General features: G+C 61.1%; 14 protein-coding genes. 8 read left to right on the top strand and 6 right to left on the bottom strand.

Features of this window, described 5'->3' with window-relative positions:
* Positions 1 to 5: 5 nt before the first annotated feature.
* From ACILSI_RS00760 to hisC, 3 genes are all read right to left on the bottom strand, one after another.
* Complete coding sequence (locus tag ACILSI_RS00760) at positions 6 to 1,406, bottom strand: YfbK domain-containing protein (protein ID WP_395719917.1); 1,401 nt, start codon at positions 1,404 to 1,406, stop codon at positions 6 to 8.
* Entirely contained in the window at positions 1,403 to 1,954 is a 552-nt protein-coding gene (locus ACILSI_RS00755; RefSeq protein ID WP_395719916.1) for an RNA polymerase sigma factor, read from the bottom strand. Before ACILSI_RS00755 ends, ACILSI_RS00760 begins: the two co-directional genes overlap by 4 nt.
* A gap of 129 nt (positions 1,955 to 2,083) precedes the next feature.
* Positions 2,084 to 3,178, bottom strand: a complete 1,095-nt coding sequence (gene hisC, locus ACILSI_RS00750; RefSeq protein ID WP_395719915.1) for a histidinol-phosphate transaminase — start codon at positions 3,176 to 3,178, stop codon at positions 2,084 to 2,086.
* Positions 3,179 to 3,269: 91 nt separating this feature from the next.
* On the opposite strand from hisC, the gene ACILSI_RS00745 reads away from it, so the two are divergent.
* Positions 3,270 to 3,956, top strand: coding sequence for a DUF2238 domain-containing protein (locus tag ACILSI_RS00745; RefSeq protein ID WP_395719914.1), 687 nt, complete (start codon positions 3,270 to 3,272; stop codon positions 3,954 to 3,956).
* A gap of 8 nt (positions 3,957 to 3,964) precedes the next feature.
* The gene (locus ACILSI_RS00740; RefSeq protein ID WP_395719913.1) at positions 3,965 to 5,230 is read left to right on the top strand and encodes an MgtC/SapB family protein; all 1,266 of its coding nucleotides are present in this window, start codon (positions 3,965 to 3,967) and stop codon (positions 5,228 to 5,230) included.
* Between the two features lie 48 nt (positions 5,231 to 5,278).
* Here ACILSI_RS00740 and ACILSI_RS00735 read toward each other — a convergent pair whose 3' ends face one another.
* Together ACILSI_RS00735 and ACILSI_RS00730 are read right to left on the bottom strand one after the other, a co-directional pair.
* On the bottom strand, positions 5,279 to 6,532 hold the full coding sequence (locus ACILSI_RS00735; RefSeq protein ID WP_395719912.1) for a response regulator: 1,254 nt from the start codon (positions 6,530 to 6,532) through the stop codon (positions 5,279 to 5,281).
* A gap of 5 nt (positions 6,533 to 6,537) precedes the next feature.
* On the bottom strand, positions 6,538 to 7,983 hold the full coding sequence (locus ACILSI_RS00730; protein WP_395719911.1) for a sensor histidine kinase: 1,446 nt from the start codon (positions 7,981 to 7,983) through the stop codon (positions 6,538 to 6,540).
* Positions 7,984 to 8,145: 162 nt separating this feature from the next.
* Between ACILSI_RS00730 and ACILSI_RS00725 the strand changes: the two genes are divergently transcribed.
* The 4 genes from ACILSI_RS00725 to ACILSI_RS00710 all read left to right on the top strand — a co-directional run bounded on the left by ACILSI_RS00725 (position 8,146) and on the right by ACILSI_RS00710 (position 11,188).
* The gene (locus tag ACILSI_RS00725; protein WP_395719910.1) at positions 8,146 to 9,267 is read left to right on the top strand and encodes a glycerate kinase; all 1,122 of its coding nucleotides are present in this window, start codon (positions 8,146 to 8,148) and stop codon (positions 9,265 to 9,267) included.
* Between the two features lie 64 nt (positions 9,268 to 9,331).
* Complete coding sequence (gene fabD, locus ACILSI_RS00720; protein WP_395719909.1) at positions 9,332 to 10,261, top strand: ACP S-malonyltransferase; 930 nt, start codon at positions 9,332 to 9,334, stop codon at positions 10,259 to 10,261.
* Between the two features lie 20 nt (positions 10,262 to 10,281).
* Entirely contained in the window at positions 10,282 to 10,620 is a 339-nt protein-coding gene (locus tag ACILSI_RS00715) for a hypothetical protein (RefSeq protein ID WP_395719908.1), read from the top strand.
* 19 nt (positions 10,621 to 10,639) lie between these two features.
* Positions 10,640 to 11,188, top strand: coding sequence for a redoxin family protein (locus tag ACILSI_RS00710; protein ID WP_395719907.1), 549 nt, complete (start codon positions 10,640 to 10,642; stop codon positions 11,186 to 11,188).
* A 180-nt stretch (positions 11,189 to 11,368) separates the two neighbouring features.
* Here ACILSI_RS00710 and ACILSI_RS00705 read toward each other — a convergent pair whose 3' ends face one another.
* The gene (locus ACILSI_RS00705) at positions 11,369 to 12,391 is read right to left on the bottom strand and encodes a cytochrome-c peroxidase (RefSeq protein ID WP_395719906.1); all 1,023 of its coding nucleotides are present in this window, start codon (positions 12,389 to 12,391) and stop codon (positions 11,369 to 11,371) included.
* A 138-nt stretch (positions 12,392 to 12,529) separates the two neighbouring features.
* Between ACILSI_RS00705 and ACILSI_RS00700 the strand changes: the two genes are divergently transcribed.
* Together ACILSI_RS00700 and ACILSI_RS00695 are read left to right on the top strand one after the other, a co-directional pair.
* Positions 12,530 to 13,903, top strand: a complete 1,374-nt coding sequence (locus tag ACILSI_RS00700) for a right-handed parallel beta-helix repeat-containing protein (protein ID WP_395719905.1) — start codon at positions 12,530 to 12,532, stop codon at positions 13,901 to 13,903.
* Between the two features lie 1,073 nt (positions 13,904 to 14,976).
* The gene (locus ACILSI_RS00695) at positions 14,977 to 15,657 is read left to right on the top strand and encodes a type 1 glutamine amidotransferase domain-containing protein (protein WP_395719945.1); all 681 of its coding nucleotides are present in this window, start codon (positions 14,977 to 14,979) and stop codon (positions 15,655 to 15,657) included.
* The last annotated feature ends 69 nt before the right edge of the window (positions 15,658 to 15,726 follow it).

The raw sequence follows: 15,726 nt of genomic DNA, 5'->3' as shown, positions 1-15,726 counted from the left end.
CCCCATCAAAGGCCAGCCACACGCTGCGCCTCTTGAACCAGATGGACAAAACGAGCGCGTTCACCCGTGGCATCGTCGCCCTTGGCCCGTTTGGCCAAATTCAGCACCAGATCATGATTCAGGCCGCCCGTCTGGTCCGCACCCCGCATCAGCAGTCCGAATCCGACCACCGATGCCTCAAACACGAAGTCCTCGCGGGCGTTTTGCAGTGAGTAACCGCGGTCGATCACCTGCAGCTTGCTGCTGTCGAACGGGCCGACGGTCTGCGAGGTGAAGCGGGCGCTTGGCAGCGTCACGTTGGCTATCTGACGGTCACGAACACCCTCGATGCCACCATTCGGCTGGAACTCATACCAAAGCACATGCGTGCCTGCGGTGCGCAGCTCCGTGGCCGCGAGATGACGCTCGGAGAGCATTCGAAACTGCTTCACGCGCACCGGATCAAAGCTGATCTGTACCGGAAACACCGCGTCAGACCTCAGTACCGCCTCCTGATCCGCCGGAAGCTGAATCACGACCCGCAGCAGACGATGCGCCGGATTCCACGGGCAGTCCGCCACCTCCGCCTTCCATGAGTGAATGTACAAATCAGGATCTCGCGTCGGCTTGGTCTCGGGCAGTGACTTTGCCGTCTGTGGCGAGGCAAGCATCTCTCCCTTCACCTTCGGGGCTGCGGGTTTGATCAAGGAAGGGCGCAATTTGAACTGGTCGTTCGCCAGCTTCGTGGTGCTGGCAAAAACACCGCGTCCTGGCGGTGTGATGAAACCCATGTTTGGAGACGGCGGAAGCTCCACCGGCTTTTGGACGGGAGCCTTGACCAACACCATCGGAGCCGCAGGCTCTGGCTTGGCCGGAACCGGCTTCTCCACTTTGGCAGGTTCCTTTTTCACGGGCTTCAAATCGGCCACCTTGACCGGCCCCGATGCGACGACGGGTTCCGCTTTGACAATGACAACTGGAGCGGGTCTGGCCACAGGCTGTGCTGCTTCCTTTTCTTCCGACGAATTCGGGAAAAAGACCTTCGCTTGCCCATGTGATTCAGTCCTCAGAGACCATCCGGCGAGGAAGGACGCCCCCGTCAGCGTGATCACTGCGGCGGCGCGCAGCATCACTCCCATCACCGGCCAGAAGGTTTTGGCCGGTCGCTGTACCACCCGTGGCAGCATGGGCTGGATTCGGCGCGGCATGTTGGCCGGGTGAAGAACTGCGTGACGCTGTGCATGTGTGAGGCGTGTCTGGGGAATCGGCGCGCCATGCCGCAGGGCGTCTGTCACAGCCTCAATCTGCTCCAACTCATGGGCGGCCGCAGGTGTGGCGGCCAGGGCGTCATGAAACTCACGCGCCTCCTCGGCGCTCAGTTCGCCAAGCGCGTAGGCAGTGAAGTGGGGATTGTCCTGGGGGTTCATAAATGGGTGTGGGAAGTTTCTTCAGCCATGTCGCGGCTCAGCAGCTCGCGTAGTTTTTTGATCGCATGGTGCATGATGAAGCCGACATTGCCGACGCTGAGGCCGGTGATGCCGGCGATTTCCTGGTAAGAACAGTCGTGGAGGAATTTGAGCCGCACGACTTCGCGCTGGTTGGGGCGCAGCCTGTCCACACAGCGCCAGATGCTCTCGTAGAGCTCCTGCTGGCCGGCGCTTTGGGCAGGGTCCAACTCATGGTCCTGCGCCGCGCCGATGACCTCCTCGTTGCCAATATCAAGGCGATGGTCCTTGCGCAAGACATCGAACGCGCGGTTGCGGCAGACGGTGAACAGCCAGGATTTGAGGTTTTCACGCACACGCTCCGGGTCGGTGAGGTAGAGCTTGAGCAGCGCGTCCTGCACGACGTCACGCGCTTTCTCGGTGTCTCCACCGAGAAGGCCGGATGTGTAGGCGATGAGTGTGCTTTCATGCTGGTCCAGGGCACGTCGCACCAGCACGGAGGCTTCATCCTGGACGTGGGAGGCGGACATGCTTCAAATCAACGGTTGGAACGGACAAGCACAGGTAAACTTAGGCCGAAGCCAAACTTGCCGCCAATTTCCACCTTGGAAACAGCAATTTGTGAGGTGCTGGGCGGGTTCTGCCCAAACGAGGGCATCCTATTTCCCCAGCACCTGCTTCAAGACCTCAATACAGCGCTCGTTCTGCGGCATGGTGCCAATGCTGATTCGCACCCACTCCGGCAGCTTATAGGCGGCCATGGCGCGAACGATCACACCTTTGTCCATCATCGCTTTGAAGACGGCGTTGCCATCACCGACTTTGACGAGGACAAAATTGGCGTAGCTCGGGATGTATTCGAGACCCATGGCACCAAACTGGGCCTGCAAATAAGCGCGGCCTTCATCGGTGATGCACTTGGTCTTGTCCTGATGCTCCTGGTCGAGAAGTCCGGCGAGCGCACCGGCCTGGGCGACGGAGTTGAGGTTGAAAGGCTGCCGCGTGCGCTGGAGCACATCGATGAGTTCCTTGTTGGCGATGCCATAGCCAACGCGTGTGCCTGCAAGCCCCTGGATCTTCGAGAAAGTGCGCAAAACGACCACGTTGCGGCCCTCGCGGACGTATTTGAGCGTGTCCGGCGGATTGTCGAGGAACTCATAGTAGGCCTCGTCGAAGACGACAACGACATGGTCCGGCACCTTGGCCATGAAACGGTCGATCTGCTCCTGCGTGACCAAAGTCCCGGTCGGATTGTTCGGATTGGCGATGAAGACCTCTTTCGTGTTTGGCGTGATGGCGGCGGCCATGGCGTCGAGATCATGCACATAGCCCGGATCGGGAACTTCGATGGTGTCCGCGCCGAAAACCTTCGCCATGAGCTTGTACACGAGGAAGGCGTGCTCGGCGGTGATGATGTTGTCGCCGGGCTTGAGGAAAGCGTGGCCGATGAACTCGATCACCTCATTCGAGCCGCAGCCCATGATGATGTTGCCCATTTCGAGGCCAAACTTGTCCGCCAGCGCGTTGCGCAGCTTCCATGAGGCGCCGTCCGGGTAGATGTGGACCTCTTCAACGGCCTTTTTCATCGCCTCGACCGCTTTGGGCGAGGGGCCGAGCGGATTCTCGTTCGAGGCCAGCTTGATGATGTCCTCTGGGTTCAAACCGCGCTCACGGGCCACATCTTCGATGGGTTTTCCAGGTTCGTAGGCGACGAGGTCTTTGAGTTGCGCGTTGGCGTAGTTCCAGATGGACATGGTTGGTGCTTGGGAGGGGGCCTTTTCTTGGACTGGGATCCCATGGATGGCAAGTGCGCGTGAAAGCGATTGCTGCTATCGTTTTACCCGCATGACGTATGAACAACTGGTGAAAGGGCTGGCGCTCCTGTTTGGGCTGCTTTGGGCCGTGCTGGCGGTGCATCCGTGGCATTTTCAGGACTGGGTGCTGGAAAACGTGCTGGTCGTGCTGGCGCTGCCGATTTACGTCGCGAGCTACCGACATCGGCTGTTCTCCCGGCTGTCCTGGGTGCTGATCTTCCTCTTCACCTGTTTGCACGAGGTCGGCGCACATTACACTTACTCGGAGGTGCCTTACGACGAGTGGTGGCGGTCTCTGACCGGGCGCACGTTCAACGAACTGTTCGGCTGGGAGCGCAATCACTTCGACCGTGGGGCGCATTTCCTCTATGGCCTGCTGCTGGCCTATCCCTTTCGGGAAATCTTCCTGCGGATCGCCACTGTGCGCGGCTTTTGGGGCTACTTCCTGCCGCTGGACATCACCATGTCTTCCTCGCTCCTTTACGAACTCCTCGAATGGTTCGCCGCAGAATTGCTCGGCGGCAATGCAGGCCAGGCATATCTCGGTACCCAGGGAGACATCTGGGATGCTCACAAGGACATGGCGCTTGCCGCCGCAGGCGCAATCCTGGCCATGCTCATCACCGCTCTCGTAAACTGGCGTTGCCAGCGCGATTTTGCCAGAGAGTGGTCGGAAAGCTGGCGCGTGAAGGCAGAAGGAGATAGTTTTGCCGCATAACTTTGATCATGATCCCCTCCTCCCCGCAAACAGACACCTCCGAGTTGCTCCTGTCCTTCGGCACGGCGTTTGGCCTGGGCCTGCTGGTCGGTTTGCAGCGGGAATGGGTCCAAAACCGTGTCGCGGGCATCCGCACGTTTGCGCTGCTGTCGCTGTTTGGAGCGCTGAGCGGTTTGCTGGGCATTGTTTATGGCGGCTGGGTCATCGCAGCGGCCCTGATCGCCTTCGTCAGTGTCGTCATCCTGGGGAATCTGGCCGAATTGAAGCACAAGGAAGCCGATTCAGGGCTCACCACCGAGATGGCGATGCTGGTCATGTTCGTGACCGGCGTCATCACGGTGCATGGTCAGCGGCTCATCGCCGTCATCATCGCTGGAAGCGTCATGGTGCTGCTGCAAAGCAAAAAGCCGCTGCACAACATGGTGCGCCGCATCGGCGAGGATGATCTGCGCGAGATCGCCCGCCTGGTGCTGGTGGGGCTGGTGATCCTGCCCGCCCTGCCGAATCGTGAGATGGGCTACCTGGGCGTGCTCAATCCTTTCTCCATCTGGCTGATGGTCGTGCTCATCGTCGGCATCAGCCTTGCGGCCTATCTGGCGGGGAAATTTCTTGGCAACACCAAGGGCGCGGCGCTCTCCGGCGTCCTCGGCGGTCTCATCTCCAGCACCGCCACCACGGCCAGCCTTGCCCGCCGCAGCCACGACCATGGCGCGTGCGGCATCAGCCTGGCCTCGATCTGCCTGATTGCCTCCGCCATCGTTTTCCTGCGCGTGATGGTCGAGGTCATGATCGCCGCGCCAGGACATCTCCAGTCCCTGCTGCCACCGCTTGTGGCGATGATGTTCTGGTTCGGACTCGTGGCGGCAATCGCCCATCGCATCTCCGAAAAGTCAGGCAAGCACACACCGGACGAATCACCTCCATCCGAGCTCAAAAGCGCCGTGATCTTTGGCCTGCTCTACGCCGTCGTGCTGCTCGCCGTGGCCGCCGCTCGCGAGCATTTCGGTGATTCCGGCCTCTACATCGCCGCGGCCATCTCAGGACTCACGGACATGGATGCCATCACTCTTTCCACCTCACGCCTCGTCAGCACCTCTTACCTCGAGCCCGCCACCGCTTGGCGCATGATCATGGTCGGCGGCCTGGCCAACATTGTGTTCAAAGCCGGGCTCGTGCTCGCGCTTGGCGCACGCGCCTTCATCAAGCCCGTGTTGCTCGGCATGGGAGCCTCCATCCTGGGGGGCGTGGCGATCCTGGCACTTTGGCCGGCTTGAAATCCAAAAGCTGCCTCAAGATCAAACCGGGTCTGAAACCTGCGGCATTTAGGCCGCCATTTCCTCACGCTGACGCCAGCGCTGCTCATGGGTGAGGAGCTGACGGAAGAAGTCGTCTTCTTTTTTGGGAGTGTCGGCGGGATCAAGTGGCATGGAGAGTTTGAGTTCCAAGCCACGCGGCTCCAGGTGCCGCGCCTCGGCGGTGCCGCCGTGCAGATGCATCGTGACATAGCAGGCCATCATGTTCACCCCGAAATCGTCAGGCTTGCGGCTGCGGGTATAGAAAGGATCGAAGAGGTTGGCGGGCTTGTCCTTGCCCTCCCATGCACCGCTGTCGCGCACATACATCACCACCTGCATCTGGCCGGTGGCATCAGGTCGGGCCCTCGCGCTGATTTGAATGGTGTCCCCCGGACTGAGGTGGGTGATTTCCTCCATGAAGATCAGTCGCCACATCTGGCGGAAGCGTCCGCTGTCCACCTTCAGCGCGGGAAGGTTGGAATCGATCTCCACATCGACGTTGAGGTTCTTCGCCTGCAACGAGGTGGCGAACATGTTGATCATCTCCTCCAGCACCTCATTCAGCGTGCATTCATCCTTCCGCTCAAGCTGCCGGGCATGCGATCCTTCGGCCAGACGCGACAATAAGAGCTGGATGCGCTCGATCTGCGACTGCGCCTGATGCTGCACGTCGATCCAGAACGAGGGATCACGCGGCGGCGCGCCGCCGATCTCCTCCATGAGCTTCATCGGCGCGAGGTCGATGAACGCGCGCACCACGGTCAGCGCGTTGCGCAGATGGTGGTTCAATCCCTCCGCCAGGATGCCGAGGCCGGAAACTTTGTCCGAGGACAGCATGTGCCGCACCGTTTCCGCTTTCTCAGCCAGCAATTGCTCGCGCTCGACCATGGCATGGTAGTAGTCCAGCGCGTGTTTGATGACCACGCTCAACTCATCCGGGTCCCAAGGCTTGTGCAGGTAGCGGAAGCAGCGGCCGGAGTTCACCGCATCGACAGCCGCCTGATAATCCGTGTACGCCGTGACGAGAATGCGCACGAGGTTGGGATTCAGCTTCTTCGCGTGCTCCATCAGCTCCACGCCGCTTGGCCCCGGCATGCGCTGGTCGGTGAGCAGCAGGCCGATCTGCGGGCCGTACTGCTGGAGAATGCGATAGCCGTCCATCGCGTTGTTCGCGATGTGAATGATGTATTCGTCACCAAAGATCTCCTTGAAGTAATGCAATGCCTTCTCCTCGTCATCGACGTAGAGGATGTGATAAGGCGATAGCTTCGGGTCGGACATGAACTTCAGGCGTTGTCAGGTTTCTTCAGGCTGAGGGTAAACTGCGTGTGGCTCCCCGCCTCGGATTCGATCTTCACCTCGCCATCCATCTGCTGGATCAAGCGGAAGCAGATGCTCAGACCGAGGCCCATGCCCTGCCCCACCTGCTTGGTGGTGAAAAACGGATCAAAAATCTTGGAGAGATTCTCCTTTAGAATGCCGGAGCCGTTGTCCCGCACGATCAAATCGACACCGTTCACGGTTTCGACCGCCTTGATGAGGATCGTCGGCCCGGGACGCCCAGCCAAGGCGTCCAGGCTGTTCTGCACGAGGTTCAGCAGGATTTGAATCAGGTAGTTCTCATCCCCTTGCGCGATGATTCCCGGCGGGATCTCATCCACCAGCGTCACCTGGCGGTCGCTGATCTCCTTGGCCAGCAGACGCAGCGCCTTGCGGCTCGTCTCATGCAGGTCAATCGGCCGCACCCCGCGATTTTCGGGATGCGCGAAGGTGCGCAGGTCGGAGACGATGGCCGCCACGCGGTCAATCCCCTCCCCGATGTCCGCCGCGATGCGGTTCACCGATTCCGCGATCTCCGGCGGCATCGCCTTGCCCTTTTTCTTCAAGAGGTAGATCGCCGACTTCACATAGTTCAGCGGGTTGTTGATCTCATGCACAATTCCGGCCCCCAGCCTGCCGATGGAGGCCAGCTTCTCACTCTGTGCGAGCTGTGCCTCGGTCTCACGCAGGCGGTTGAGCGTTTCCACCAGCTCATCGTTTCGCGCAGCCAGTTCCTCCCGCTGCTCCTCCACCTTGCAGCGGCTTTCAAACTCCCGCGCACGGATCGCATGATGCTGACGGCTGCCAAAATAAAGCACCACGCAGTTCAGCAGGATGAAGCCCGTGTTGTTCACGAAAATACCCAGCGCGCGCGGATCAGTCGCCTCACGCAGATTTGGCAGCGTGGCGGCCAGATAGCCCAGGACAACGAGACCGAGCGTGATGCCTATCTCCCGGAAGGTCCAATGAAACACAAACGCCGTCGCGACGATGCACAGTGTCAGACCGGCGTAGTAGCCGGAGCCGGGATCACCGCTCAGGTAAATCATGAAGCAAATCATGAGCGCTGGCAGCAGCGGCAGGATCACCGGGTAGGCTCGGCAGTACTTCCGCCCCAGCGAACCATTCAGCGCCAGCAGCAACGGCACACAGCCCGCCGCACAGGCCAGCCGCAGCACCAGAAACTCCCAGTAGCGCTCTGGGTAGGCCATCCAGTCCAAAAAACTGCACAGCGGAACCAGGATCATCACAAACCACGCGCCCATCCGCGCATTGCGCAGGTTCAGCGCCTCCTGCTCCTGCTCGAAGCGTCCAGAACGAGTCACAATGCCTCCAGGACCGTCGCCAGTGGCGCGTTCCGAACTGGGTGGGGCCAGTGGGTGACTGACCTCTGCCAGAGTAGTGAATGACATAACAGTCATAACAGTCATAACAACTATAATAATCAACCCTACAAAGCAAGGGGTATCCGGGGGAAATTTTACATTTTTCTGACACCTCCTAGCTCACCGATTTCGCTCCCAGATACACCCCCAGCTTGGCAAAGCCGCCCCTCTTGCCATCATGCGCCGCCCATGCGCATCCTCATCGCCATCGACAAGTTCAAAGGCTCCATCCCCGCTACCGTGGCCGCCCAGGCCATCGAATCGGCCCTCAAGCAGGCGATTCCAGGGGTAGAATGCGACCTCTGCCCTATCGCCGACGGCGGGGAGGGCACCGCCGAGGCCGTCATCGCCGCCTTGAAGGGCGAATGGTGCGAAACCGCCACCTTTGACGCTCAAAATCGCCCCGTGACCGCCCGCTACGGTCTCGTCCGGGATGGCAGTCAGTTTGAAGCCATCATGGAAATGAGCGCCGCCTCCGGCCTTGCCATGGTCAGCGATCTCCCGCTCAATCCCGCCATCGCCAGCACCCTCGGCACCGGATTGATGCTCCAGGACACCATCGAACGCGGCGTCAGCCGCATCGTCATCGGCATCGGTGGCAGCGCCACCAACGATGCAGGCATTGGCATGGCCGCCGCGCTTGGCTGCCGCTTCCTGGATGCCGATGGTGAGCCGCTCACACCCATCATCCAGCACATGGACAAGCTGGCAAAGATCGAGCGCGGTGAACAGCGCATGCCCGAAATCCTCGTCGCCTGCGACGTGAACAATTCCCTGCTCGGCCCGCACGGCTGCACCCGCGTCTATGGCACCCAGAAAGGTGTGCGGGACTTTGCGTTCTTTGAAAGCCGCCTCCAGCGCATTGCCGACATCGTGCAGCGTGATCTCGGCGTCGATCACCGCGAAATTCCCGGCGCGGGAGCCGCTGGCGGCCTCGGATTCGGCCTCATGAGCTTCTGCGGGGCCAAACTCACCAGCGGTTTCGATTTGATCGCCGATCTCGTCCACCTCCGCCGCCGTGTCGCCGCTGCTGACCTCGTCATCACGGGTGAAGGCCGCCTTGATGCGCAAACGCTTCATGGCAAAGGCCCCATGGGTGTCGCCGACCTCGCCCGTGAGGTCGGCAAACCCGTCGCCGCCTTCGCCGGAGCCATCGAGGCCGAAGACCAGCTCCGCACCCGCTTCGACCTCCTCTGCGCCATCAAACCAAAGACCATGCCCCTCGCTGAAGCCATGCAACGCGGCCCCGAGTTGCTCGAAACCGCCGTCCTATCACAGTCCCGCGCCCTCCTTGACCTCCTGACTCCTTGACCACGCTCAACCGCCGTGCTCAATCACCCTCCAGTCATCTAGCAACCACCATCAAGCATCCAGAATGAACGCAGTCCTCCTCTTCGCCGGTCAAGGCGCCCAAAAAGTCGGCATGGGCAAAGATCTTGCCGAAGCTTACCCGACCGTCCGCGCCCTCTTTGACCAGGCCGACGCCGCCCTCGGCCACACGCTCACCAACGTCATGTTTGAGGGTCCGATGGAGGAACTGACCCGCACCAGCCACTGCCAGCCCGCGCTCTATGCCCACGGCCTCGCCATCCTGGAGGTGCTGAAGGAAAAAGTCCCGTCGCTCAACATCACCGCCACCGCCGGTCTCTCACTCGGCGAATTCACCGCCCACGCCGCCGCTGGCACCTTCGACTTCGCCACCGGCCTCTACCTCGTCTTCCAACGCGGCAGCTTCATGGAGGAAGCCTGCCAGAACACCCAAGGTGCGATGCTTGCTCTGCTCGGCGGTGAGGAATCCGCCATCCGCGAACTCGCTGCCGAATGCGACGTGGATGTCGCGAACTTGAACGCCCCCGGCCAGATCGTCCTCAGCGGCAGCGCTGAAGGCATCGCGGCGGCCGCCGCCAAATCAAAAGACAAGGGCATCAAACGCGCCATCCCCCTGCCCGTCGCCGGCGCTTATCACAGCCGCTTGATGAAGTCCGCGCAGGACAAACTCGCCCTCGCTCTCGCCGCCGCGCCGATCCAAAGCCCGCGCGTCCCCGTCATCTGCAACTTCGAGGCCCGCCCCGTCTCCACGCCCGAGGAAATCCGTGCCACCCTCACCAGCCAGGTCACCGGCAGCGTCCGCTGGGTGGAAAGCATGCAGCACCTCATCGCCGCCGGTCACACGCTCTTCATCGAACTCGGTCCCGATGCCACGCTTGCCGGTTTGATGGGCAAGATCGACAAATCCGTGAAGGTCATCAGCATCAAGGACGTCGCCTCGCTTGATGCGGCTGTCGCAGCATTGAACGCAGGCTGAACCGTCAACCAGCCGCCGTCATGATTGCGATCCAAGCGATAGGACCGATCCTTTTGCTGATCGCTTTGATGGCACCCATCATCACTGGTTATCGCCGAGAAAAGCTCAGCACATCCATTGCGATTGGATGGGTGTTGGTCATCTTCGCCTACTTCTCTATTGACCTTCTCATTCCCGAGTTGGCTCACCATTTCTATGGCCGGGAAGGCCTGCGAGAGGTAGCTCCCGAGACTCCTGCCACCATGGCCATGATGATTCTCGGCTGGATTTACCCCTTGGTTCTCCATTTCGTTGGCTTCATTTCGTGCGAATTCGTTGATGCGTTGCGTGGTTTGCTATCAAAAGCCCGTCATCGCTAATCCAGCTCTCCATCACTCCATGCGCTCCATCGCCATTCTCGCCTCCCTGCTCCTCACCAGCATCGCCACCGCGCTCGAACTGCCCGCCACCGACGGCAAGACCTACGATCCTGCCGCCGCTGGCGACAAGAAAGCCGTGGTGCTCTTCTTCGTCTCGCCGTTCTGCTCCACCACGAAGTCCTTCATGAAGGAGATCAATCAGATCACCGCCGATTACAGCGACCGCGTGGTCTTCCACCTCATCCATTCCGATCCCGAGATCACTCTCGAGGTCGCCCTGGAGCACGCCATCCTCTCCGAGGTCAAAACCACCGTGCTACTCGACAAAGGGCAGGCTCTCGCCAAGCAGTTGAAGGCCAGAATCACGCCCGAGGCCATCGTCCTCTCGCCCAAAGCTGAAACGCTTTACCAAGGCCGCATCAACGACCTCTACCTCGGACCCACCAAGCGCCAGCGTGCCGCCACCACCCAAGATCTGCGCGACGCGCTCGACGCCATCCTCTCCGGCAAACCCGTCCCCACACCTCAGCACGAGGCCCAGGGCTGCAAGATCAGCGGACTGAATTGATTGGGGATGATCGTGGTCGGGAAGGACGTGAAACGAACGTCCGCATTCGTTTTCTGAAAACTGGCGGACTTGCCTGGGGGTTCCGCTGCGGACAGACGCTCCGAAAACAAATCAGCCGGACCTCGCGGCCCGGCTGATGAGATGAGTAGATGAGACACGAGCTGAAAAGCCCGTGCTGCTTTACGCTTTCGGCGTGTTCGGGCCGCTTTCTGGCAGCTTCGGAGCCTTGACGTAGTCGGTGGGGATCTCGCCTTTCAAGGCCTTGAGGAAGGTGATGATGGAGGCGGTTTCCTCGTCGGAGAGCTGCTTGCCGAGCTGGTATTCAGCCATCTTCTTGACCATCTCGTCGAGCGTTTTGACGGAGCCGTCGTGGAGGTAAGGGGCCGTCTCGGTGATGTTGCGCAGGCTGGGGACTTTGAAGAAGAACTTCTCACCGTCGTTCTTGGTCACGTCGCTACGGCCGTTGTCCTTGAGCTCGGGCCAGGGCTTCACGAGGCCGAGCTTCTGATACATCATGCCGCCGACACCCGCGCCATTGTGGCAGGTGACGCAGCCGGTCTTGGCAAAGGTGGCGAAGCCTTTCTTCTCCTCGGCGGAGAGCGCGTCTTTGTTGCCCTTGAGGAAGGCGTCCCATTTGCCAGGGGTGAGGAGTCCGCGCTCGAAGGCACCCACAGCCTTGCCAAAGTTGTCATAAGTGATGGGATCGGCCTCGCCGGGGAAGGCGGCCTTGAAGCCTTCGACGTAGCCGGGCATGCTCTTGAGCACTTTCACCACGAAGTCGGCGCTGGGCATGCCCATTTCGACGGGGTTCAGCACAGGGCCTTTGGCCTGTGCTTCGACCGTTGGCTCACGACCATCCCAGAACTGGGCGATGTGGATGGCGGCGTTGTAGGTGGAGGGGGAACTGCGTCCGCCGAGCTTGCCTTCGTGGCCGGGGGAGAAGGGCAGATTGTCCTGGCCGTACTTGTCGAGCATGTGGCAGGAGTTGCAGGAGAGTTTCTCGCCTTTGGAGATGCGGTTCTCATAGTAGAGCTGGCGGCCAAGGTTCACCTTCGCCTCGGTGATCTCATTGTCCGGCGAGGCGGCCTGGGCGGGCAGCGGCTGAAACATCGGGAGGAAAGCCTCGGAGAGATCCGCCTGCGCGAAAGCGGAGGCAGTGCTCAATCCGGCGACGACGGCGAGGATGCGGGTGGTGGTATGCATGGACATGGGAGAGTTAAATGACGTGGTCGTTACGTTGCCCAGATGAGCTTGGTTTCAAGTGATTGCGCCATGAGACAACTTCTCAAACCAACGAGTCTGCGATTGACGAAATCCAGCGCTCCTGAGTACGCTCCGCTTATGATCCGAAAAACGCTCCTGCTCCTGCTCTCCTTCATCACGATCTGCCCGGCCCAGCAGCCCGTCGGCGATGGCAAGACCGATGACACGGCGGCGGTCCAGCAACTGCTCGACACGCAGGGCAGCGTGAAACTGGCCAAGGGCACCTACCGCCTGACGAAGACACTGACGGTCGATTTGACCAAGACCGGCTTCGCGGCACTGAGCGGTGATGGCACGGCAAGACTGCTCATGACCGCCGCCGGACCGGCCGTTCATTTCATCGGCACGCATGAGGGATCGGCCGCGCCGAGCACCTTCAAGCCGGAAGTGTGGGAAAAGGAACGCACGCCCATGGTGGACGGCATCGAAATCGTCGGTGCGCATGCGGAGGCGGACGGCATCGAGGCCACGGGCACCATGCAGATCACGCTGAGCCGCGTGGTCGTGCGCGACTGCCGCCACGCGGTGCATCTCACGAAACGCAACCGCAACGTGCTGATCTCCGCCTGCCATTTCTACCACAACACCGGCGTGGGCGTGTTTTATGACGATGTGAACCTGCACCAGTCCAACATCGTGGGCAGCCACATCAGCTACAACGGCGGCGGCGGCGTGGTCTCACGCGCCGGCAACGTGCGCAACCTGCACATCGGCACCTGCGATATCGAGGGCAATCACGCCGCCGAAGGGCCGCCGAGCGCGAACATCGAGCTCGACTCACGCGGCGGCTCCATCGGCGAGGTGGCCGTGACCGGCTGCACGATCCAGCACACCAACAAATCACCCGATTCGGCCAACATCCGCATCATCGGCTCCGGCAAGGATGAATCCCTGCTACGCCGCGTCGGCCGCGAGCACACACGTGAAGGCAACGTGACCATCAGCGCCAATGTGTTCAGCGACGTGCAGGTGAACATCGAAATCCGCCATGCACGCGGCGTGGTGATCACCGGCAACACCTTCTGGGAAGGCTTCCAGCACGACCTGCTCGTCGAGGACAGCGAGAACATCGTCGTCACCGGCAACAACTTCGACCGCAACCCGCGCTACCTCGTCAACGGCAATGACAACGCCGAGAAAAACGGCCTCGTCTTCCTCCGCTGCGCGGACTGCATCCTCAGCAGCAACGTCATCTCCGGCGTGTGGAAGAAGCGCGCCGCCGTGGACATCGAGTCCGGCAACCGCTTCCAGATCAACCACAACAGCGTGCTCGACAGCGACGGCGTGGGCATCCGCCTCGAAAAAGTCACCAACAGCATGATCAACGGCAACATCATCCGCGACGACCGCGCGGCGGACCAACGCAGCAAAGAGCCGTCCATGGTCTTCATCGGCGGCAAGGCCAACGTCATCGGGCAAAACGTCATCGGCAACAAGCAGGAGGCGAGGTGAGGGCGAAGGCGCGTTAGAGGTTCGAGGCAATGCCGTGAAGCAATCTTGTGCCTCACCGGTTTGGATGAACGAGCCGGAGGCTCGCTAGAACTCAGCCGGTGGTGCAGATGGCGTAGCCATCGGGAACCACCGGACCAAGGACCGCGCTCAACTCTGCCACCCGCCGCGCTCCGGCAGGAGCGCGAGAAACGAACGCGGGCTTGGTGGATCATGCTTTGGGAAGACTCCCACCCTCCTCGCGCCCTTCCAGGGCGCGGTGACATCGACGTGGTTGTCTGCTTGTGGGTCCGGTGGCTCTCGCTCGCCAAGCCTCGCTTCACCTCCAACTCCCCCCTTCAGAACGGGATAGCTTAACGGCATTGAGGTTCGTGATTCAGAGCCACACACGCCGCCGCATCACCTCTCCAAGTCCCTGGCTAGCGCAGCGGCCAAGGGGCCGTCCGTGGGGCCGGCGGCACGTAGCCGTACCCGCCCACCGACATGTACCGGTCCGGCGGATAGCCGGAAACAACCGTCTGCGTTCTCGTGGGCACCACGTAGCGGTCCGAGGTGTAGGTGCCTGGGTAAGTCGTGCGGTGGGCCGACGAGCGGTAACTCGCGTGTGTGTGACCGTAAGGGCGGTTGTCGTAGCTGCAGCACGCGAGCGCACTGGCCAGCGTCAGGCTGCAGGCGAGCCAGGAAAGAGTTTTCATCAGGGTGGAGGGTTGGGGTGGTGGCAGGTTCAGATTGATCTCGACGCAAGACTACACAGCCGCGGTTCCCTGCGCCATGGGGTCTCCAACCCAAAGCCCCTGCCCCGTTCATGGTCAAAGCGCCAAGGCTTGGTCAAGCGGTCAAGGACCGAGCATCCAGAGTCAACGCAGAGCAGCCGAGCGGCGGCCCCGCCGCCTCCCCCCTACAGGAGCGCGGACGCCCTCGTCCGCATCTCCCTCCCCCCCCTCACACCCACTCTGCAAGTCCGGCGGGTAGGGTTACGCCCCAGTGCATGCCACGGCGCTCCGGCTCATGGGTGGGATGCGCACGACACAACCCACGGAAACCTTGAACCACCAGCCATGAGCCCTCCCATCATCATGAAAGTCTTGATCGTCCTCACCTCCCACGGCCAGTTGGGTGACACCGGCCAGAAAACCGGCTTCTGGGTGGAGGAGTTTGCAGCTCCCTATTATCAACTGGCGGATGCCGGGGCGGAGATCACTCTGGCCTCGCCCCAAGGCGGGCAGCCGCCGATCGATCCCCGAAGCCAGGAGGCTGAGGCTCAAACGAAATTCACCCTGCGGTTCGACCAGGATGCACCGCTCCAGCAGAAACTCGCGCACACGTTGACATTGAGCAGCGTCAAGGCCTCCGATTACGACGCCGTTTTCTATCCAGGCGGCCATGGCCCGTTGTGGGATCTGACCCAGGATGCCAGCTCGATCGCCTTGATCGAAGCCTTTCAGCAACAAGGAAAGCCCATGGCCTTCGTGTGCCATGCGCCCTGTGCCTTGCTCCACGTCAAACTGCCCAATGGCGACCCTCTGATCCAAGGAAAGAACGTGACCGGATTTTCCGACACCGAGGAAGCCGGTGTGAAGCTCACGAACGTGGTGCCGTTTTTGCTGGAGGCTGAACTGAAGAAAGCCGGCGGGCATGACAGCCAAGGCCCGGATTGGAGCGTTCATGGGGTCACCGACGGGTGGCTCATCACCGGCCAAAACCCCGCCTCTTCCGCCGAAGCCGCCCAAGCCCTGCTCAAATCGTTCAAACGCTGAGATCCAACGGCTGTTGCCAGCAGCCAGTCGCTGCTCCAGCACCGCCCGTTCCAATCCTTTTTTCACAGG

The organism is Prosthecobacter sp. (assembly GCF_044232965.1).
GTDB lineage: Bacteria > Verrucomicrobiota > Verrucomicrobiia > Verrucomicrobiales > Verrucomicrobiaceae > Prosthecobacter.
Note: the sequence above shows the minus strand (reverse complement) of the source record. Positions and strands in the feature narration are given on the sequence as shown.

What these genes read in the sequence shown, in the direction of transcription:
- ACILSI_RS00760 (WP_395719917.1), bottom strand. Translation starts at nt 1,406, where the DNA reads ATGAACCCCCAGGACAATCCCCACTTCACTGCCTACGCGCTTGGCGAA.
- ACILSI_RS00755 (WP_395719916.1), bottom strand. Translation starts at nt 1,954, where the DNA reads ATGTCCGCCTCCCACGTCCAGGATGAAGCCTCCGTGCTGGTGCGACGT.
- hisC (WP_395719915.1), bottom strand. Translation starts at nt 3,178, where the DNA reads ATGTCCATCTGGAACTACGCCAACGCGCAACTCAAAGACCTCGTCGCC.
- ACILSI_RS00745 (WP_395719914.1), top strand. Translation starts at nt 3,270, where the DNA reads ATGACGTATGAACAACTGGTGAAAGGGCTGGCGCTCCTGTTTGGGCTG.
- ACILSI_RS00740 (WP_395719913.1), top strand. Translation starts at nt 3,965, where the DNA reads ATGATCCCCTCCTCCCCGCAAACAGACACCTCCGAGTTGCTCCTGTCC.
- ACILSI_RS00735 (WP_395719912.1), bottom strand. Translation starts at nt 6,532, where the DNA reads ATGTCCGACCCGAAGCTATCGCCTTATCACATCCTCTACGTCGATGAC.
- ACILSI_RS00730 (WP_395719911.1), bottom strand. Translation starts at nt 7,983, where the DNA reads ATGTCATTCACTACTCTGGCAGAGGTCAGTCACCCACTGGCCCCACCC.
- ACILSI_RS00725 (WP_395719910.1), top strand. Translation starts at nt 8,146, where the DNA reads ATGCGCATCCTCATCGCCATCGACAAGTTCAAAGGCTCCATCCCCGCT.
- fabD (WP_395719909.1), top strand. Translation starts at nt 9,332, where the DNA reads ATGAACGCAGTCCTCCTCTTCGCCGGTCAAGGCGCCCAAAAAGTCGGC.
- ACILSI_RS00715 (WP_395719908.1), top strand. Translation starts at nt 10,282, where the DNA reads ATGATTGCGATCCAAGCGATAGGACCGATCCTTTTGCTGATCGCTTTG.
- ACILSI_RS00710 (WP_395719907.1), top strand. Translation starts at nt 10,640, where the DNA reads ATGCGCTCCATCGCCATTCTCGCCTCCCTGCTCCTCACCAGCATCGCC.
- ACILSI_RS00705 (WP_395719906.1), bottom strand. Translation starts at nt 12,391, where the DNA reads ATGCATACCACCACCCGCATCCTCGCCGTCGTCGCCGGATTGAGCACT.
- ACILSI_RS00700 (WP_395719905.1), top strand. Translation starts at nt 12,530, where the DNA reads ATGATCCGAAAAACGCTCCTGCTCCTGCTCTCCTTCATCACGATCTGC.
- ACILSI_RS00695 (WP_395719945.1), top strand. Translation starts at nt 14,977, where the DNA reads ATGAAAGTCTTGATCGTCCTCACCTCCCACGGCCAGTTGGGTGACACC.